17 protein-coding genes are annotated in these 18,843 nt (G+C 71.8%); 2 read left to right on the top strand and 15 right to left on the bottom strand.

The features are described 5' to 3' along the window. The first annotated feature begins 45 nt into the window (after positions 1–45). Positions 46–1,647: an MFS transporter gene (locus ABD901_RS32335; protein WP_345132514.1), complete on the top strand. Its 1,602-nt coding sequence runs from the start codon at positions 46–48 to the stop codon at positions 1,645–1,647. Between the two features lie 209 nt (positions 1,648–1,856). On the opposite strand, the gene ABD901_RS32330 is transcribed toward ABD901_RS32335, so the two are convergent. The 13 genes from ABD901_RS32330 to kdd form a co-directional block, all read right to left on the bottom strand. Next, positions 1,857–2,387 carry a GNAT family N-acetyltransferase gene (locus tag ABD901_RS32330; protein WP_345132512.1) on the bottom strand — a complete coding sequence of 177 codons (531 nt, stop codon included), beginning with the start codon at positions 2,385–2,387 and terminating at the stop codon, positions 1,857–1,859. A 129-nt stretch (positions 2,388–2,516) separates the two neighbouring features. Further along, positions 2,517–3,176 carry a GNAT family N-acetyltransferase gene (locus ABD901_RS32325; protein WP_345132510.1) on the bottom strand — a complete coding sequence of 220 codons (660 nt, stop codon included), beginning with the start codon at positions 3,174–3,176 and terminating at the stop codon, positions 2,517–2,519. A gap of 104 nt (positions 3,177–3,280) precedes the next feature. Then, positions 3,281–3,838, bottom strand: coding sequence for a hypothetical protein (locus tag ABD901_RS32320; RefSeq protein WP_345132508.1), 558 nt, complete (start codon positions 3,836–3,838; stop codon positions 3,281–3,283). Between the two features lie 175 nt (positions 3,839–4,013). Continuing rightward, entirely contained in the window at positions 4,014–4,643 is a 630-nt protein-coding gene (locus tag ABD901_RS32315; protein ID WP_345132506.1) for a nucleoside/nucleotide kinase family protein, read from the bottom strand. Further along, positions 4,640–5,146, bottom strand: a complete 507-nt coding sequence (locus ABD901_RS32310; RefSeq protein WP_345132504.1) for an FxsA family protein — start codon at positions 5,144–5,146, stop codon at positions 4,640–4,642. The genes ABD901_RS32315 and ABD901_RS32310 overlap by 4 nt, the downstream gene beginning before the upstream one ends. Before the next feature lie 26 nt (positions 5,147–5,172). Continuing rightward, positions 5,173–5,967: a polyprenol monophosphomannose synthase gene (locus ABD901_RS32305; RefSeq protein WP_345132502.1), complete on the bottom strand. Its 795-nt coding sequence runs from the start codon at positions 5,965–5,967 to the stop codon at positions 5,173–5,175. Next, positions 5,964–7,541 (bottom strand): apolipoprotein N-acyltransferase, encoded by a 1,578-nt coding sequence (lnt, locus tag ABD901_RS32300; RefSeq protein ID WP_345132716.1) that lies wholly within the window; start codon positions 7,539–7,541, stop codon positions 5,964–5,966. The genes ABD901_RS32305 and lnt overlap by 4 nt, the downstream gene beginning before the upstream one ends. A gap of 657 nt (positions 7,542–8,198) precedes the next feature. Then, positions 8,199–9,404, bottom strand: a complete 1,206-nt coding sequence (locus ABD901_RS32295) for a glutamate mutase L (protein ID WP_345132500.1) — start codon at positions 9,402–9,404, stop codon at positions 8,199–8,201. Then, entirely contained in the window at positions 9,401–9,781 is a 381-nt protein-coding gene (gene kal / locus ABD901_RS32290; protein WP_345132498.1) for a 3-aminobutyryl-CoA ammonia lyase, read from the bottom strand. Before kal ends, ABD901_RS32295 begins: the two co-directional genes overlap by 4 nt. Next, positions 9,778–10,515 (bottom strand): lysine 5,6-aminomutase subunit beta, encoded by a 738-nt coding sequence (gene kamE, locus ABD901_RS32285; RefSeq protein WP_345132496.1) that lies wholly within the window; start codon positions 10,513–10,515, stop codon positions 9,778–9,780. The genes kal and kamE overlap by 4 nt, the downstream gene beginning before the upstream one ends. Then, positions 10,512–12,068, bottom strand: coding sequence for a lysine 5,6-aminomutase subunit alpha (kamD, locus tag ABD901_RS32280; protein WP_345132493.1), 1,557 nt, complete (start codon positions 12,066–12,068; stop codon positions 10,512–10,514). Before kamD ends, kamE begins: the two co-directional genes overlap by 4 nt. Before the next feature lie 14 nt (positions 12,069–12,082). Beyond that, complete coding sequence (locus ABD901_RS32275; RefSeq protein WP_425556741.1) at positions 12,083–13,594, bottom strand: amidohydrolase; 1,512 nt, start codon at positions 13,592–13,594, stop codon at positions 12,083–12,085. Then, a complete protein-coding gene (gene kdd, locus ABD901_RS32270) occupies positions 13,582–14,619 on the bottom strand; it encodes an L-erythro-3,5-diaminohexanoate dehydrogenase (RefSeq protein WP_345132489.1) in 1,038 nt (345 codons plus the stop codon). Before kdd ends, ABD901_RS32275 begins: the two co-directional genes overlap by 13 nt. Positions 14,620–14,828: 209 nt before the next feature. Between kdd and ABD901_RS32265 the strand changes: the two genes are divergently transcribed. Then, complete coding sequence (locus ABD901_RS32265; RefSeq protein ID WP_345132487.1) at positions 14,829–16,163, top strand: KamA family radical SAM protein; 1,335 nt, start codon at positions 14,829–14,831, stop codon at positions 16,161–16,163. 199 nt (positions 16,164–16,362) lie between these two features. Here ABD901_RS32265 and ABD901_RS32260 read toward each other — a convergent pair whose 3' ends face one another. Further along, positions 16,363–17,889, bottom strand: coding sequence for an outer membrane protein assembly factor BamB family protein (locus ABD901_RS32260; protein WP_345132485.1), 1,527 nt, complete (start codon positions 17,887–17,889; stop codon positions 16,363–16,365). Between the two features lie 68 nt (positions 17,890–17,957). Beyond that, on the bottom strand, positions 17,958–18,737 hold the full coding sequence (locus ABD901_RS32255) for a M15 family metallopeptidase (RefSeq protein ID WP_345132483.1): 780 nt from the start codon (positions 18,735–18,737) through the stop codon (positions 17,958–17,960). Between the last annotated feature and the right edge of the window lie 106 nt (positions 18,738–18,843).

Below are 18,843 nucleotides of genomic sequence, written 5' to 3'. Positions count from 1 at the left end.
CGCCACGTTCCGCAGCAGCGTCAGTACCCGATCGGGTGACGCCCGGTGAGCGCGGGGCGGTGGCTGGCGGCGGCGACGCTGGCGCGCACGGCGGACTCCGGGGCCGGTGTCGTGGTGGTGCTCGCGTCGTTGCGGCAGTTCGGCGGGCCGGCGCAGGGTTCGCTGGTGCTGTCGGCGCTGCTGGTGCCGCATGTGGTGGCCGGGCCGTTCCTCGGGCTCGTGACCGACCGTGCCCGCAACCCCCGCGTGCTGCATGCGTGCTTCGTCGGCGTGTTCGGCGTCGCGCTCGGTGGCGTGCTGTCGTTGCTCGGCCACGCCCCGCAGCCGTTGGTCCTGGCGCTGGCGTTGATGGCCGGGTGTTGCGGTCCGATGATCTTCGGTGGGTTGTCGAGCCGGCTGGACGATGTGGTGGTCGAAGAGCGGCGGCGCCGGTTCCGTGGGCTGGATGCGGCCACGTACAACGTTGCGGACATCGCTGGGCCGGCGGCGGGTGCGGCGTTGGTGGTGTCGGCGGGCGCGCCGATCGCGGCGGCGGTGCTGGCGGGCTCGTGTCTCTGCGCCGCCGTGCTGTTGCTGACGGTGCGCGCCGCGCGTGTGGACGACATCGAGGCGCCGCCGCATCAGGGAGTAGAGGCGGCGGCATCCCATGTGCAGTCGCAGCTACTGCCTGATGTGGCGGCGTCCCACGCGCAGTCGCTGGTGAACGGTCGGGCCGCGATATCCGCCGAGCTCGTGGTGGAAGACGAGGTGCCAGGGCTTCGCGGGCAGGCGGCTGGTACGCGCGGGCAGGCGGCTGGTACGTGCGAACAGGCAACAACTGCCCGCCAAGCGGCAACAAGTGCGCGCGAACAGGCGATGAAAGCGCGCGAACGCGAAACGAGCGTGCGCAACGGGGCAATTGGTGCGCGCGAGCGAGCGATGAATGCACGCGAACAGGAAACAAGTGCGCGCAACGGGGCAATAGCCGCGCGCGAACTGGCAATAGGTGCGCGCGAACAGGTGATGAATGCGCGCGGACGGCGGGGGCGGCTCGGGGACGAGTTGCTGGCGGGGATGCGGGCGATCGTGCGGTCGAGGCCGCTGCTGGCGGTGACCGTGGCGTCGTGCTTTGCGACGTTCGGGATGGGGATGCTGCCGCCGATCGCGGTGTTGCTCGGGGCGGCGCACGGGCGGCCGACCGGTGGTGGGGTGCTCATCACTGCGGTGGGGGTCGGTGCGTTGACGGGGTCGCTGCTGGTGGCGCGGCGGCCGGTGGAGTTGGCGGCGCATCGGGTGGCGCTGGCGTGCCTCGTGGTGACGGCGGCGGTACTCGGGGTGGTGCCGTTCGTGGGGGCGTGGCCGGTGCTGGTGGGGGTGTTCGCGGTGGCGGGGTTCTGTAACGGGCCGTTGCTGACGGCGGTGTTGCAGGTGCGGGCTTCGGAGGCGCCGGCGAGTACGCGGACGCAGGTGTTCACGATCGGGGCGGGGTTGAAGGTGACGGCCGCGGCGGTGGGGGCGGCGTGTTTTGCGGTGGTGGCGTCGTGGCCGGTTGCGGTGCTTGCCGGTGCGCTGGCGGCGACGCAGGGTGTGGCCGCCGCTGCGGGGGCGCTGCTGCTGGCGGGGCGGAGCCGAGCGGTCACGGTGCGCGCTGAGCCGGCGGATGCCTAGGAGCCGGCCCTGAGCGGGCGGATGCCTAGGCGCCTGAGCCGGCGGATGCCTAGCAGCGCCCTGAGCCGGCGGGATGCCTAGGCGCCGCTCTGAGCGCGGCGAGCGGCGCACGCAGCGTGGCGCGGACGATGCGCAGACAGACGCACCGCCCCCGCTACACGGGATGGACGGTGCGGCGAGACGAGCGGCACGCGCAGCAGCGCCACTGCCTACAGAGTGATCCAGTAGCGGCGCTTGAGGCCTGCGCTGGTGGTGCGCACATCTTCCAGGACACCGCCGTTGTGTTCGATGCTGCGTGCCGACCCGATGTTGTTGTCGTCGCAGGTGACGAGGACTCGATCCAGGCCGAGCGCGCGGGCCTCGGGTAGCACTGTCGCGAGAGCCCACGTTGCCAGGCCGCGTCTGCGGAAGGACGGTCGGATGCTGTAGCCGATGTGGCCGCCGACGTCGAGCAGAAAGGCGTTCAGGTAGTGCCGCAGATCAATGGCCCCCAGATAGGTGTCGCCCTCGACGATCCACCAATGGGTGGCGTGGACGCGCTCTTCGCCCACGGCAGCCGACCTGTCCGACTGCTGGTGCAGTCGTTCGACCCACTCCGAGAAAACCTCGGGGTTGTCGAGGTCGCCGTCGGGCGCGAGACGTAGGCCTGTCCCGTCCTGGTGGGCACCTGGGGACCACTCGTCACGCGCTGCGAGCCATGAGGATTGCAGCCGGCCGGTGGGTGCGATCAGTTCGGGCATGCGGGCGACGCTAGCACCCGGTCGTCACCGTGATCACATCTGTTGCGCTGGTCCGGACCCACGACGGCTCGCTGTCACACCGCGTTGGACGTGAGCATCCACGACCTTGATCCGCCTTCGCAGCGGACCCTAGTGCCGATTGACGGGGCGGACGAGGACCGTGCCGCCTGTCGTGAACGGCTCGCGCTGCGTGACGATGAAGCCGCAGCGCAGGTAGGCGGTCATGGCCGGGGTGTTGCCCCGCGCGACCTCGAGCTCGACGGTGTCGTGGCCGTGGTCGCGGGCCCAGCCGACGACGGCGTCGACGAGCAGGGCGGCGACGCCGCGGCCGCGGGCGATGGGGGCGACCCACATGCTGATCAGGTGCGTTGTGCGTGGCTCCGCGGCCGCCACCCACGTGCCGGCGATGCCCAGCGGCTCGGCGGACCCGACGTGATCGAGCCGACCAGCGCGGGACAAAACACTCTCGACGCCGGATGAGACGCCCTCGAGACGGGATGAGCCACCATCAACGCCGAACGAGACGGCGTGGGATGAGAAGCGATCAACGCCGTCCACAGTGGCGGGCGGCACTGCAGCAACGGGGAGGAACGCGGTGAAGAAGGCGCCGCCCGGCGGCCAGGTGCGCCAGTCGGTCTCGCTGCGGTGCGCCTCCCGGGCGTAGCTGCTCGCGAACGCGTCCGGGCTGTCCTTGAGCGCTGTCAGCCGCAGGTCGCGCTTGAGCTGCCACTCGTCGCCGGAGAGCGCCCGTACGTCCACGTCCACGTCCACGTCCACGTCCACGTCCACGGGACGACCTTCCCAATTCACCCGCCACAGGGCAAGTAGGAATCAACCCGAAAACACACCGGCGATTTGCCATGTCCAAGGCACGGAAGTGCCAAACGCACCGGTCAGGTGACGGCGCGGGACGTGTCCAGCTGCTGCAGCAGCGGGCCGACCAGGTCGGACAGGTCACGGACGAGGACGGTCACGGCCCGTTCGGCCGACGCTGCGACATCCTCGGGCGACGCGGACGGCTCGGGCGCGGCCGGCAGGCCGTCCAGCGGCAGCGGCGCCTCGACGAGCAGGGTGGCCCGCAGGTGCGGGTTGCGGCTCACGTCCCGGTCGGACGGCTGGACGAACTGCCCGAACAGCTCCGGCCAGCCCCGCCATCCGCGGTCGCGCCACCAGGCCCGGGTCGCGGTGAGCTCGGCGGGCAGTGACGAGACGAGCTCGACGCGGACGGTGAGGCCGCCGTCGAAGGGGTTGCGGACACAGGCGGCGCTCAGGACGCGGCGGTGCCAGCGGACGTAGCCGGGGTCGAGGGCGGGCGGGGTGGCGAGGGCCCAGGCGGTGCAGGCGAACTCGACGGGGGCGATGTCGCCGAGGGCGTCGGTGAACACGGGCTGGGAGGCGAGGACGAGCGTGTGATACCGGTCGTGGTCGCGATCCAGCCAGAACGTCTTCACCACTCCAAAGCTAGCCCGGCGCGCGACCTTTGCCCGCCCCGTCCGCGCACAGCCGAAACCCCAGGCCAGCACAGCCGAAACCCCGGCCGCGCAGAGCGAAACCCCAGGCCGCGGACAGCCGAAACCCCGGCCGCGCACAGCGAAACCCCAGGCCGCGTACAGGCGAAACCCCAGGTCAGAGGCTGGTGACCAGCGCAGGGTGGCGAGGGTCGTCGGCGCGGACGACGAGGTCGGCCTGGTACTCGGGCATCACCTCGTCGCGGTAGCGGCCGTAGGCCGGCAACGTCCAGGCGAGGTCCGCCGGCAGCCGCCGCGCCAGAGCCGGGTCGCTTTGCATCAGGTGTACCGCAACATCGAAATCCAGGCCGGCACCCAGCAGGAACGTCCCGGAGACCACGACGACCGCGTGGCCGGGCAGCGTCACGTACCCGGCGCGGGTGGCCCGGTCGGTGACGGGATCCCACAGCGACGGCAGCACCCGGCCGTTGCCGCCCGGGCCGGCGGGGGTGAGGACCTCCCGGGTGAGGGCACGCAGGTCGAGCCAGTCCTCGTAGTACGCGTCAGGGTTCGTCCGGCCCCGTTCGAGGCGCAGCGACGCGGCCCGCAGGAACCCGCCGGCGGGCACGTGCAGGACCGGGACGCCGTCGCCGGCCAGGACGTCGGCGACGGCGGCGGCGAGGCCGGCGGTGCCGGCGGTCGGGGCGCCGTCGACGGCGACCCGGGCGGGATGCTCACCCGCGGCGGCGACAGCACGGGCGGCGAGGTCGGCGGCGAGGGCGGGGACGGTGACCGGCGACGCCTTCACCGCTGGTGCGGGTGCGGGTCGACGATCTCGCCCTCGACGACGTCGCCGGCCGGCGTCTCGCCGCTGGTGGTGGGGGTGTCGTGGCGTTCGGCGCGCACGACCCGCGGGCCGAACAGGTCGCCGGCGGCGGCCGGGGAGATGCGCCGTTCGGCGACGCGGCGGACCTGCCGGCCGGTGAACGCCCGCACCGGCGGCACGAGCAGCAGCAGCCCGGCGGCGTCGGTGATGAAGCCAGGGACGATGAGCAGCAGCGCGCCGAGCAGGCCGGTGAGGCCGTCGGACACCTCACCGCCGGCGGGGCGGCCCTCGTTGACGGCGGTGCGGAACCGCCGCCAGGCGCGGACGCCTTCGCGCTTGATGAGCATGCCGCCGAGCGCCATCGTGGCCAGGCCCAGCAGGATCGCCCAGCCCCAGCCGATCCACCGGGCGACCAGCACGAACACGGTGATCTCGGCGATCACCAGCAGGAACGCGCCGGCCGTCGTCCAGCCGAGCCCTCGCATGTGTGCCGTCCCCTCGTCAGGCCCCGTCAGCGCCGGGCCGGTCCGTTACCGGCGACGGCGGTCTTGAGGGCGGTCCACCGCGCGGAAGTACCCCACACGGTCACCTTCCACAGTGCCTCGCGGACGATGCTGGAGCTCATCTTCGACTGGCCGCGTTCGCGTTCCGTGAACGTGATCGGCACCTCAACGACCCGGAACCCGTCCTTGAACGACCGCCACGCGAGATCGACCTGGAAGCAGTAGCCGTGTGACGCGATCGACTCGAGCTCGATCTTGCCGAGGACCGGGATGCGGTACGCCCGGTAGCCGCCGGTCGCGTCGCGCAGCGGCATACCGAGCGCGAGCCGCACATACACGTTGCCGATGCGGGAGATCGCCTGCCGGTGCACCGGCCAGTTGACGGTCCTGCCGCCCTTGACGTAGCGGGAGCCGAGCACAACGTCGGCGTCGGCGAGGGCGTCGAGGAGCTTCGGCAGCTCCTCCGGGGCGTGCGAGCCGTCGGCGTCCATCTCCACGACGGCGTCGTAGCCGTGCTCAGCACCCCAGCCGAACCCGGCGATGTAGGCGGCGCCGAGGCCCTGCTTCCCGGCCCGGTGCATCACGTGCACCGCCGGGTCGTCGGCGGCGAGCTCGTCGGCGATCGCGCCGGTGCCGTCGGGGCTGTTGTCGTCGGCGACGAGGATGTCGACGGCCGGGGTGGCGCGACGGACCCGCTCCACGATGATGCGGATGTTGTCGGCCTCGTTGTACGTGGGGATGATGACCAGCACCCTGCCGACCCCGGGGTATTGGTCCTCGCCTCGGTCGTCGGTAGCGCTCACAGGTCCTCCTCCGTGCCGTCGTCGGTCGCGGCCAGCTGCTCGCGGCGGCGCCGCAACGCGACACCGCCGATACCGGCCAGGGCCAGGGCGACGATCACGTATTCGGGGACCGCGCCGAGCCTTGTAGCAAGCGTACGTTGGTTGCTCAGACGCAGCTCGGCGAGCACTACCGCCGGGTGGTTGAACTGCGTCTCGCCGCTGGTGGCGCCCGTGCTGTCGGCGAACGCGGAGATGCCGACGGTCGAGGCCATCAACGCGTCGCGGCCGTGCTCGACGGCGCGGAGGCGGACCATCGCCAGCTGCTGGCGGGCTTCGGCCTCGTCGAACGTGGCGTTGTTCGTCTGCACGGCGATGAGCTGCCCGCCGCCGGTGACGGTGTCGCGGACGATGCCGTCGTAGGCGACCTCGAAGCAGATGACGTCGCCGACGGTGGCGGGGCCGACGGGCAGGACGCCGGGGCGGGTGCCGGCGGTCATGTCGGTGACCCGGTCGACCTCTTTCGACACGATGCGGGCGATGCCGCGCAGCGGGATACGTTCGGCGAACGGCACCGGATGCCGCTTGACGTACTTGTCGACAGGGTCGCCGACCGTGCGGCCGGGGTTGAACACGAGGCCGGCGTTCTCGACCCCGGTCTCCGGCGTGTACAGCACCGCGCCGACGAGGATCGGGGCGTGGATGGCGTCGGCGGCCCGGTCGATGAGGATGCCGGCGTCGAGGTTGCGCAGCGGGTCGATGTCGCTGGCGTTCTCCGGCCACACGACGAGGTCGGGCTGGCGGGCGGTGCCGGCGCGGACCTGGTCGGCCAGGGCGATGGTGGCGTTGACGTGGTTGTCGAGCACGGCCCGCCGCTGGGCGTTGAAGTCCAGGCCGAGACGCGGCACGTTGCCCTGCACGACGGCGACGTAGACACTGCGCCCGCCCGGCTTCGCATACGGCACCGCCTGGGCGAGCCCGGCGACGGCGCACGCGGCGGCAACCGCGGCGAGGGGCGCCACGGCGCGGCGGGTGTCGCTGCCGGCGCCGATCCCGCGCAGCACCGCATACCCGGCCAGCGCGCCGATGAGCGCGACGGCGAAGGTGAGCAGGGGCGCGCCACCGGCGGCGGCCAGGCGCAGCAGCGGCGACGTGTCCTGGCTGAACGCGATCCGCCCCCACGGGAACCCGCCGAACGGGGCGCGGTCACGCAGCGCCTCCTGCGCGGTCCAGATCGCCGCGACAGCAAGGGGCCACGCCCACCCGCCGCGGTTCCAGCGGTCACGCCGGTCCAGCAGCGGACTGACCCAGGCGGTCGCGGCGCCGAGCAGCCCGAAGAACACGGCCTCCATGCCGGACAGCAGCAGCCACGGCACCATGCCGGTGTGCAGGTTCGTCCACGACAGCAGCGGGGTGAAGAACAGCACCCCGGACAGGACACCGAGCCCGAACCCGGCCCGCATCCGCCGCCGGTGGGTGGCCAGCGCGAGCAGGGCGACGGCGGCGGGCGCGGCCCACCACAGCCCGTACGGCGGGAACGCGACCAGCATCGCACCGCCGGCGACGGCCGCGGCCAGCAGCGCCGCCCACGTCGGCAGCGGCGGCGCCGGCGGCCCCGGCGGGGGGTCGTCGGCGGGTGCTGGGGTGGCGGACTCTGCCTCGACCAACGTCACCTGCGCCCATCCCCGGTCTCGTCCGACACTGCGGCGCCCATTATGCGGGGTCACACACCGAAATGTGGAATCACGAAGACAGCCCGGAACTGAAATGGGGGCGCGACCGAAGTCGCGCCCCGCGCTCCCAGGCCCTGTGTCCGGCCGGTGCGGCAGTGACGTTCGTGCGCGGCCTTCGTTCCGGCGCGGGACGAGCTGGCTGCCCGTGACGTGCCGTTGTCTACTGGTCGCGTGATCCCCCCTGCCCTGACACCGGTGGATGCCCGGTTCACGGCCCCCGCCGGACCCCCGCCGCCTGCACTCGGTGCGCCCCGTCGGTTGACGTCGAGCGTCCGGCCAGCCGGCAGTGGGGAGTAGCGAACCGCGGTCATCCTTCCCGAAGTAGGACGCCAAAGAAGGTACGTGTTCACGCCCCGTCGATGTCAACCGGTGCATGCAATGTAATTCGCTGCGGCGGCGTGTCGCCCAGGCGTGTCGACCACCGTTCACCCGAACGTACACACACGAACACAGCCCGTATTCGCGCGGTCGTCACGTTGCGTGACGGCCATGCGGCCGCCGCCGACAGTTCACCCAGCCAGCTCACCCAAGCTGATCACACAACCGGGCCGCCACCTGCGGATGCTCGCCGGCGAGCAGGCCCGCAGCGGCAAGGACATAGGCGGTGTCGACAGCGACACGAGGTGCCCGCGGCAACGCCCAACCCCCGGCATGATCGTGCAGCGTCGGCGCGATCGCCGCGGCCGCCGCCGCCGGCTCCGCATGCCGGAACACCCCACCCGACGCCACCACCGACACCACGTGCCGCAGGTCCCGCCCCGCCCTGGTATGCCGCCGCACCGCCACCGTCACCGCCGCCGCCGCCAGCCCGAGCGCCCCGTCACCGACACCGACACGTTCCCGCTGCGCCGCGGCGACGATCCCGGGCACGTTCCACCGCACCCCCAGATCCCCCTCCACCGTCCGCGTGTGCCACAGCACCCCGGCAACCGCGTCCGGGGCCGTCTCCCGCGGCTGCAGCGCGCTGTACACGTCCGTCGTCGCCCCACCCACGTCCACCACGAGCAGATCCCCGCCGAGCCGGGCGGCGAGGACCCCGACCCCGGTGAGCACCGCATCCGGCGTGGCGGCCGAGACCAGCCGCGCGAACCGGGGCCCCCTCGACAGCCGCTTCCCGCCGATCACATGCCGGATGAACAGGTCCCGGATCGCCGCCCGCGCCGCCCCGGGCTCGGTGACCCCGATCCGCGGCAGCACGTTCCCGGCCGCGACGACCGGCAGCCGCCGCTGCCGCAACAACACGACGATCTCCCCGGTGACATCGCCGTTGCCGGCCACGACGACAGGCACCCGCCACCGCGCGGCAGCCAGCCGCCGGGCGTTGTGCAGGATCACCTCACCGTCCCCGCCATCCGTACCGCCGACCAGCAGCACCACGTCGGGCCGGGCCGCCCGCACCGCACCCAGCTGCGCAACCGACAACGGCCCGGCCGCGACATGCACGACCCGGGCCCCGGCCGACAGCGCGACGCGATGGGCGGCGTCGGCGGACACCAGCGCCTCGTACCCGATCACAGCCAGGCGCAGGCCGCCGCCGGCCGACGAACAGCAGTACACCTCCTGCACCGGCCCGCACGCCCCCAGCAGCGCATCCACACCGTCCAGAACATCGGTACCGACGGTGGTGGGGTGCACCGCGGTACTCACCAGGTCGCCGGTGCCGACGTCGACGACGGCGAGCTTCGTGTCCGTCGACCCGACATCGACACACGCGACCCGGGTCGTCACGGCGCGGCGGGCACCACGACCGTGCCCGTCGCCGACACCGCCAGCAACGGCGGATCGAGCACCGCGGCCGCCGACGGGCCACGGCCGGGCTCGGCACGGCACGTGACGTGACAGGCGAACTCGACGGTCCGCGACCGGTTCCCGCGCCGCGTGACCACCGCGGTCACCTCGACAACGTCACCGGCGTGGACGGGCGCATGGAACGCGACGGTGCTGTACCCGGCGAACAGGCCCTCGTCGCCGTCGGTGCGGATACACAGCTCCGTGGCGGCGTCACCGAACAGGGCAAGGCTGTACGCGCCGTCGACGAGATTCCCGCCGTAATGGGCATGCGCATACGGCACATAACGGCGGTGCACGACCTGGGTGCCGATCATCGGTTCCCTCCGGCAATGGCATGGGCGAGATACGAAGCGACCTCGCGAGGGGTGGTGCCACGGCCGAAGATCCGGTCCACACCGAGCTCCCCGGCCATCAACTCGTCGAACCGGGGCCCGCCGACCACCAGCAGCGGCCGGCGCGCCGGCGGGAACGCCTCCCGGAACGCCGCCGACATCGCCCGCGTGTTGTGCAGATGCGCGTCCCGCTGGGTCACAACCTGAGAGACGAGGACCGCGTCCGCCTTCTCCGCCGTCGCCTGCGCGACCAGCTCCGCAACAGCGACCTGAGCACCGAGGTTGACGACCCGCAACTCCCGGTAGTACTCCAGGCCCTTCTCACCGGCGATGCCCTTGACGTTGAGAATGGCGTCGATGCCGACCGTGTGGGCGTCGGTACCGATGCAGGCGCCGACAACGACAAGCTTGCGCCGCAGCCGGCCACGCACGGCGGCGTTGACATCCTTCGGCGACAGCAACGGAAAGTCGCGCTCGGCGACAACGACCTTGCCCGGCTCCACGAGGTGGTTGACCCTGCCGTAGACCACGAAGAACGTGTGCGCCTCACCGATCGGCCGCGCATGCACCACCATCGCCGGGTCGATACCCATCTTCCCCGCCAGCTGCACCGCCGCGCCCTCACCGCGCTTGTCGGCCGGCAACGGCAACGTGAACGACACCTGCACCATGCCATCGCCGGTGGTGTCACCGTACGGCCGCACGACGTCCTTCACCGGACACCACCCTCGAGGATCTCCTCGGCCGGGTTGCAGTACCCGTCCTCACGCCGCGCGACACCGTCCAGGCCACGGCCGCGGTCGGCGGGCCGACGCATGATCCCGAACGTGCCGTCGGCGATCGCGTCGAGCAACCCGTCGTCGACGATCCGCTCCAGGAGGGCGACCGCCTCCCGCAGTACCGTCGCCGCCCGGTTTTGAATGAAAGAACCCGGCGTGAAGTCCTCGTGCAGGTTGCCCGCCGCCCGCAGGACATAGCGGACGTTCTGCAGGGCGATGTCCCGGTCGGACAGCCACGGCGTCACGACCGCCTCCGTCATCATCCCCACCAGCAGAATGCCCTGACCGGTGAGAGCCCCGGCCAGGTTGAAGAACCCGTCGAGGAGGTTGCCGCGGAACACGTCGCCGGTCATGTGCCGCGTCGGCGGCATCCACTTCAACGGCGCACCGGGAAACAACTCACGGGCCAGCAGCGCGTGCGCCAGCTCGAGCCGGAACGACTCCGGCAGATCGGGGTTGATCTCGAACGCGTGCCCGAGCCCCAGCTGCCACGTCTCGAGACCGGCCTCGGTCGCGAAATACTCGTTGAGCAGCTGCGACACCGTAACGGTGTGCGCGGCGTCGACAGCGTCGGCGGTGGTGAGGTAGTTGTCCTCGCCGGTGTTGATGATGATCCCGGCACGGGCATGGATCTGCCGGGAGAACCGCTGGTCGACGAACGTGCGGATCGGGTTGATGTCCCGGAACAGAATCCCGTACATCGAATCGTTCAACATCATGTCGAGCCGCTCGAGACCGGCAAGGGCGGCGATCTCGGGCATGCACAGCCCCGACGCGTAGTTCGTCAGCCGGACGTACCGCCCGACCTCCTTCGACGTCGCATCCAAAGCGGCGCGCATCAGCCGGAAGTTCTCCTGCGTCGCATACGTGCCCGCAAACCCCTCCCGGGTCGCGCCCTCGGGCACATAGTCCAGCAGCGACTGGCCCGTGGAACGGATGACGGCGATCACGTCGGCACCGGCCCGCGCGGCCGCCTGCGCCTGCGGGATGTCCTCGTAGATGTCGCCGGTGGCGACGATGAGGTAGATCCACGGCCGCTGCTGCGGATCGCCGTGCCTCGCGATCAGCCGGTCCCGCTCCCGCCTGCGGCGGTCGATCCGGGTGATGCCGCGCCGCACCGCCGCCGTCGCCGCCCTGCGCGCCCGCCCCTGCTGCCCAGGATTCGGTACCTCGAAATGCACACTCCCCGCAGCCGCCTTCTGCGCCAGGAGGGTGAGATCGGCGTGCCCGTCGCGCAGCAGCGCATCGAACACCGGCACGGCGACACCGTGGCCCAGACCGACGTCGGCGGCGACAGCGTCCACGAGCCGGTTCACCCACGGGATGCCGTCCGGGTCCGCGCCGGTGATCCCCGCCAGCCGCAGCGTCGCACGCTCCACGGCGACGGTGGTGTGGGTCTTCGCCAGGTCCACGACCGGCTTCCCGGCCGCGGCCGCCAGCCGCCTGGCCCGGGCCACGGTCCGCGCGTCCAGGCCGAGTTTCCCGCCCACCGGCGCCCCTTTCCTCATGTGGTGTGGATCGTCTCCCCGCGCAGCACCGTCAGCCGCGCCGCCGGGGTGGCCTCGCCGTGCAGAACGCCACGCAGGTCAGCGGTGGTGTCCCAGACGGTGAACGTCGCCGTACCGCCCGGATTGAGGACACCCTCGTCATCGACGCGCGCCGCCCGCCAGCCGCCGCGGGTGTGCGCCGCGAACGCCGCCTTGCCACCGATCGACTGCACCGGGTTGTGGTGATGCATCGCCGCCCGGCAGCTCCCCCACGGGTCCAGCGGCGTCACCGGGCTGTCGGACCCGAACGCGAGCGTCACCCCGACCCCGGCGAGCGAACCGAGGGGGTTCGCGGCCAGCGCCCGGGCGGCACCGAGCCGCTGCGCATACATGCCGTCCTCCCCGCCCCACAGCCGGTCGAACGCCGGCTGCACCGACGCGACGATGCCGTGCTCCACGAACCGGGCGATCGCCGCCTTGTCGAGCAGCTCGGCATGCTCGATGCGGTGCCGCCCGTCGCGGATCGCCTCGACACCGACGATCGCGGCGGCACCGGCGAACCCGTCCAGGACGGTGCCGATGGCCTGGTCGCCGATGGCGTGGAAGCCGCCCTGCACCCCGTGCCGGGCACAACCGACGAGATGGTCGGTGACCTGCTGCGCCGTGAGGTAGCCGTGGCCGCAGGAGCCGGCATCGTCGATGTAGTCGTGCCGCAGGTGCGCGGTGCGGGCCCCGAGAGCACCGTCGGCATACAGGTCACCGGCCGCGCCGTGCGCACCCAGCTCCCGGGCCTTCGCGGCCGCGCCGGCCTCCCCCCACAGCCCGATCACCTGCGGGAACCCCGGCCCGTGGCCCAGCGCGGCGGTGAAATCGGCCTCGCCTGAGGTGCCGGGGCCGCCGCACTCGTGCACGCACGCGATCCCCAGCGCGGCCGCGTGCCGCAGGGCGGCCCGCTGCGCGGCGAGAACCTGGGCGGCGGAGATGGACGCGTAGGCGGCCTCCCGCACCACGTGGTGGGCGTCGCGGCGCAGCCAGCCGCCGTCGTCGTACCCGGCCGCCGCCCGCGCCTCGTCCGTCAGCAGCGCCGAGGAGACGAGCGCGGCATGCACACACGTCCGGGACAGATACACCGCCCGCCCGCCACCGGCCCGGTCCAGCTCCGCGGCGGTGGGCGTGGTCTGGTCGGCCCACCCCGACTCGTCCCAGCCGTGGCCGATGACGACCGCGTCGGCCGGCAGCCCGCCGGCGTGCACGGCGACGGCGTCGAGGACGTCCGCGGCGCTGCGGGCGCCGGCGAGATCGAGGCCCTGCAGCGTCAACCCGGTCGCGGTCGTGTGCACGTGAGCGTCGACGAACGCGGGCGTCACCAGGGCACCGGCAAGGTCGACGACCCGGTCCGCGCCGGTAGGGGCGTCGGCGTCGGGCCCGAGCCAGGCGATGCGCGGCCCGTCAGCGAGCAACGCGGTGGCGAAGGGGTCGGCCGGGGTATGGACGCGGCCACCGCGGTAGAGGGTCTTCATGCCGCCCAGTCTGCCAACCGCGGCCCGACGCGCGCCTGCAGCAGCCCCCGCACGGCGCTGTCGGATCGCAGCAACGCGAGGGCATACTCGGCATGGCCGGGCACATACCCGTTGCCGATGAGCATCGTCACATCCGCGGCGAGCCCCTCCGCGCCCAGCGCCGCCGCGGGGAACGACGTGGCCATGGAGAAGAACACGACGGTCCCGCCCGGCGCGGTGGCCAGAATCGCGGCATGCTCGCACCCGGGCACGTCGACGCAGACGACCGTCAGGTCGGCCGGCCCGCCGACCTTGTCCAGGGCGGCGGCGAGACCGACCGCATCGCGGGCGTCGGCGACGACGATGTGCTCGGCCAGGCCCGTGCCCTCCAGGCGGGCGCGTTCGCCGTCGTCGCGGACGACGGCGACACGCTCGGCGCCCTTCGCCGCGGCCAGGGCAAGGCTGCCGGACTTCCCGGCCCCGCCGAGCACCGCAACCCGACCCGCCGGCCGCTCCCGCAGGCACCGCGCGACCAGGGCCGGCGCCCCGCACACATCGAGGACGGCCAGGGCGAGCTGCGGGTCGACGTCCTCGGGCAGGACGGCGGCGATCGACCGGGCGAACAGGATCGCATGCCCGTCGCACGGCACCTGCTCGCTGCGCCCGTCCCAGCCGGCGAGGCCGTCGGTGACGGCGAGGGGGGTCAAGGTGAGCGACACGAGGGTCGCGACCCGGTCCCCGGCCCGCAGCCCGAGCGGCGAGTCCGGGCCGGCCTCCTCGACAGTGCCGATCAGCATGCCGCCGGAGCCGGTGACCGGGTTGTGCATCTTCCCGCGGGCGCCGATGATCCCCAGCACCGCGGCCCGGATCCGGTCCCCGTCCCCGCCGTGCTCGTCCGACAGCTGCCGGTAGCTGGCCGCGTCGAGGTTGAGCCGCTGCACGCGGATGCGGACCTCATCGTCGGCGATCGCCGGTGACGGGTCGAGACGGTCCGCGGCCTGGGGCAGCACCCCGGCCGGCGACACGACACGATGCAACCCGATCGGCGAACTCATTTCCCGCACCACCCCACGTATACCGCAGATTTTCCGGCACATTAGCGCGCTCGCAGGATATTTTTCAAGACGCCAGTGCCGTGGACAGGGTAAGAACATCCGCGCCGGGCCGCGAGCCGCCAACAGTAAACCTTGCGCTCTCGGGGTCGCTCGGCGAAAGATTTCCCGCTATCCTGCCGACAAGACGGAAGAATTCAGGGAGCGGACCCATGCAGCCATATGCCTACCAGCGCCACGCGCTCGAAGAACCCGACTGGCGACGCTTCCCCGGCTGGTCCGGCGTCACCCGCGAACAGTGGGAAGACGCCCAATGGCAACGCGCACACTGCGTCAAGAACATCAACCAGCTGCGAGCCGTCCTCGGCGACACCGTCACCGACACCTTCTACGACGACCTCGCCGCCGACCAGCAACACCACGCCACCATGTCCATGCTCATCCCCCCACAGATGATCAACACCATGGTGCCCGCCACCACCCCCACCGACGACACCCTCCGCGACGACCCCATCCGCCGCTACATGCTCCCCGTCGCCACCGACCGCCTCACCGACTGGCCCTCACACCCCTACGCCACCCGCGACTCCCTCCACGAACACGACATGTGGGTCGCCGAAGGCCTCACCCACCGCTACCCCACCAAGGTCCTCGCCGAACTCCTCGCCACCTGCCCCCAGTACTGCGGCCACTGCACCCGCATGGACCTCGTCGGCAACAACACCCCCACCGTCACCAAACTCAAGCTCGCCACCAAACCCGCCGACCGCCACACCGCCATCCTCGACTACCTGCGCGCCCACCCCGGCGTCCGCGACGTCGTCGTCTCCGGCGGAGACGTCGCCAACCTCCCCTGGCACCAGCTCGAATCCTTCCTGATGCAGCTGCTCGCCATCGACACCATCCGCGACATCCGCCTGGCCACCAAAGCCCTCATGGGCCTCCCCCAGCACTGGCTGCAGCCCACCGTCGTCGAAGGCCTCGAACGCGTCGCCCGCACCGCCGCCCGCCGCGGCGTCAACCTCGCCATCCACACCCACGTCAACCACGCACAGTCGCTCACACCGCTCGTCGCCAAGGCCGCACACACCGCCCTCGAGGTCGGCGTCCGCGACGTACGCAACCAGGGCGTCCTCATGCGCGGCGTCAACGCCACCGCCGCCGACCTGCTCGACCTCTGCTTCGCCCTGCAAGGCGAGGCCGGCATCCTGCCGTACTACTTCTACATGTGCGACATGATCCCCAACGCCGAACACTGGCGCGTCGCCGTCTGGCAGGCCCAGCAGCTCCAGCACGACATCATGGGCTACCTGCCCGGCTACGCCACCCCCCGCATCGTCTGCGACGTCCCCTACGTCGGCAAGCGCTGGGTCCACATGGTCACCGAGTACGACCGCGAACGCGGCATCAGCTACTGGACCAAGAACTACCGCACCAGCATCGAGGACGACGCCACCCAGCTCGACCGCACCTACCCGTACTACGACCCCATCGACACGCTGCCGAAGACCGGCGCCGACTGGTGGCGCAAAGAGCACGCCAAGTAGGCGCGCCGGCGAGACCCACCGCGATGTAGCCCGCGCAGCGCAAGCAAAAACGGAAGTCTGCCGCGCAGCGGCTGGAAATGTTTTTGCAGACGTGGCGGAGCCACGTCGTGTATGGCGTCCTAGGATGCTAGGACAGGAGCCCCGGACGCAGATGCCCGCCGGTCGGGGCACACCGCTTAGCGCATCCTAGGACGCTAGGTCAGGACGTAGACAGCGCGTGGATGGCGCCCGCACGGGTGCCGAAGTACATCGCGCCCTTCCAGACCGCCGGCGTCGACTCGATGCAGCCGCCGATCTTGACCTCCCACAGCAGCCGCGGGTCCGCGTTCGTGTCGGCCACGTCGTAGGCGCGCATCGTGCCCAGGCAGTCGCCGATGAACAAGGTGTCGTCGACGACGACCGGGGACTGCCACGTCTCGCCGCCCGGCACGTGGAAGCGCCACCGCACCGCGCCCGTGGCCCGGTCGATGCCGAGCACGTCGCCGCCCGTGGTGTCGTAGACGGCGATGTCCTTGTACAACGCCGGCGTACCCCAGATCCCGGCCGGCTTCGCGCCCTGGTCCTTTACCGACCACACGACCGGATTGTCCGGCTTGGACGGGTCAAGCTTGAGCATCTGCCCGACCGCCTTGGAGCGGGCGTTGCCCGTCTCGAACTCCGACCCGACGTACAGGAAACCCTCCGCGTCGATGACGATGGACGCGTCGGTGTCGTCGCCGGTCCAGAAGCGGAACGTGCGGGTCGGCGCGCGGCCCTCCTTCAGGCCCGACAGGTCCCAGCCCTGCACGAGGCCCGCGGAGTTGGCGAAGTAGACGGTGTCGCGGTAGACGGCGACCGAGTTCTCGATCGACATCGCGGTGCCGCCGAAGTCCTTGAGCAGCTGGTCGTCCCAGCTGGGCGTGTGGAACACCAGCTGCGGGTTGACGGTCACCTTGCCGTCGGGGCCGTAGCCGCGGTTGAGCTTCACGATGTGGAACTGGCTGTTCTCCCCGCCCTCGAGCAGGTAGTCGTCGATGATGATGCCGGAGCCGTCCCAGTCGTCGTTCCACATCGTCGGCTTCACCGCGTCCGCGGAGAGCTTCCACAGCTCCGTCGGCGTGCCCCGGTCCAGGGCGATGACGCGGTAGTAGTTGTCGCGCGAGCCGGAGTACAGCAGCGGGAACCCGTCCGGGTCGACCGTCACGCTGCCCTTGATGATGTCGCCGGTCTTGAAGTCGGGCATGATCCGCTCGCCGGTGGCCGCGTCGAGGAAGTGCAGGCTGCGGTCGTAGGCGCCGAACACCACCCACGTGCGGCCCTCGCGCTCGAAGACGGCCGGCTGGCCGGTCCAGCCGTTGCCGCACCACTCCGACGTCTTGCCCTTGTCCGTCGACAGCGAGCACAGCCCGCCCGACTGCGGGAACTGCCACTTCTGCACCGGTGTCGTGCGCGGGACGGGGCCCTGCCCGTAGTACGTGCGCGTCGGGTTGCCGCGGAACGTCAGCAGGCCCTGCACCTTCGTGCCGTACGGCTTGCCGACCAGCGCCGGGTCGGACCAGCCGGCGAACGGCGGCGCCGACGGCGAGGCGGACGGCGAGGCGGCGACGGCCGGCGTCGCCTTCGCCTCGGCCGGACCCGAAGGCTTGTCGTCGGCGTTGCGCAGCGCGTACGCGGTCGTCGCGACGGCGCCGACGATGAGCACGAGAAGCCCCGCGATGAACACGCGGAACAGAACCACACGTGGCATTGGCACAGTATGGGGTCGGTGACCGGGTTCGGGTTCCTCCATTCGGTGATACGGCAACCGAGAACGAACTATGCGGTCTTCTCGAAATGCTGGTAGTCCGTGCCGGACTTCCAGGCGCCGCCCCAGGCGAAGCCCTCGGCGGCGAACGCCTTCACCGTCGCGTCCCCGGCGATGATCATGCCGGGGCGCACGTCGCGTCTGTCCAGATAGGACCGCCCGGCCGGCGGCATCACCTGCCCGCCCGGCAGGTACGGGTTCTCGACCGTGTTCACGTCGATCGCCCGCCCGTAGGCGTGGTTGGACCAGTGGCTGGTGCCCGGCACGTTGCGGCAGTTGAAGCCCGACGTGTTGTCGGCGGCCATCGAGGCGTCGTCGCTGCCGTCGTACCGCTCGATGAGGTCCATGCTGCGGATCGGGAACCGCGCCGCGCGCAGCCGCTGGAACACCCGCAGGGTCGCCTCGGCGATCGCCCGGTGCACGACGAGCTGCCCCGGCCGCACGACGCCGTCGAAGTCCACAAAGGACACGTGCACCAGGCGCAGGTCGTCGAGGCCGACCGGGCAGCCCGGCCGCCACGACACGCCCGTCATCACCTTGCGCAGGTCCGCCGGCAACGGTTCGATGCCGTCCTTCGGCGCTTGCGATGCCGCTGTGGTACCCCCTGAGCCCGCCGCTGCTGCCGACGCGCTCGGCGCCGTGCTCACCCCGGCCGCGCCGGAGCCGCCCGCCACGGCCTGCGGCCCCGGTGCCGCCGGCCCACCGCTGCACCCGCCGGCGGCAACGCAGACCGCCAGCAGCCCCGCCACCATGCGGCTTTTGGCCGGATTTGCACGGGAGCCGACGGTCATGCGGTAGATACTAAGCGTCGCGGGTCGCCGGCCCCGGCGGCGCACGGCGCTCGCCGGGTCGCCGTCACAGCGACCACCCGGCTCGGCCACCCCCGAGGCCGCAGCA

It is taken from the genome of Dactylosporangium darangshiense, assembly GCF_039537565.1.
GTDB classification, from domain to species: Bacteria; Actinomycetota; Actinomycetes; order Mycobacteriales; family Micromonosporaceae; genus Dactylosporangium; species Dactylosporangium darangshiense.
Note: the sequence above shows the minus strand (reverse complement) of the source record. Positions and strands in the feature narration are given on the sequence as shown.

Coding starts and splice junctions, on each gene's coding strand:
- ABD901_RS32260 (WP_345132485.1), bottom strand. CDS start 17,889: ATGCCACGTGTGGTTCTGTTCCGCGTGTTCATCGCGGGGCTTCTCGTG.
- kdd (WP_345132489.1), bottom strand. CDS start 14,619: ATGAGTTCGCCGATCGGGTTGCATCGTGTCGTGTCGCCGGCCGGGGTG.
- ABD901_RS32265 (WP_345132487.1), top strand. CDS start 14,829: ATGCAGCCATATGCCTACCAGCGCCACGCGCTCGAAGAACCCGACTGG.
- ABD901_RS32330 (WP_345132512.1), bottom strand. CDS start 2,387: ATGCCCGAACTGATCGCACCCACCGGCCGGCTGCAATCCTCATGGCTC.
- ABD901_RS32310 (WP_345132504.1), bottom strand. CDS start 5,146: ATGCGAGGGCTCGGCTGGACGACGGCCGGCGCGTTCCTGCTGGTGATC.
- kal (WP_345132498.1), bottom strand. CDS start 9,781: ATGATCGGCACCCAGGTCGTGCACCGCCGTTATGTGCCGTATGCGCAT.
- ABD901_RS32255 (WP_345132483.1), bottom strand. CDS start 18,737: ATGACCGTCGGCTCCCGTGCAAATCCGGCCAAAAGCCGCATGGTGGCG.